Below are 245 nucleotides of genomic sequence, written 5' to 3' on the forward strand. Positions count from 1 at the left end.
AGTTTTTATCTCCATAAGCTCCTGTAGTAATATCAGGATCAAACTGATTATTGATCTTGTCCTGGTTGTACTCGAGTTGAGGGTTTTTTAAGGCCCACTGCCAAGCAAGATCAGATGCCTTAAGACATGAATCTGCCAAACCGGGTAGTTGCTTTTCAAAAGATCTGAAAACACGAGATGCCTGTGCCGTTACTGCAGCAAAATCAAGCGTGGCACTGGTACTCTTTTGAACAACATACCTTGGT

Annotated in this window: 1 protein-coding gene; it reads right to left on the reverse strand. The window is 42.4% G+C overall.

From position 1 onward, the window contains the following. Positions 1-245 (reverse strand): glycoside hydrolase family 9 protein (locus tag KK060_RS24960; RefSeq protein ID WP_254158019.1); only part of this gene is annotated, 245 nt, incomplete at both ends.

The organism is Chryseosolibacter indicum, from assembly GCF_018598585.1.
GTDB lineage: Bacteria > Bacteroidota > Bacteroidia > Cytophagales > Cyclobacteriaceae > Chryseosolibacter > Chryseosolibacter indicus.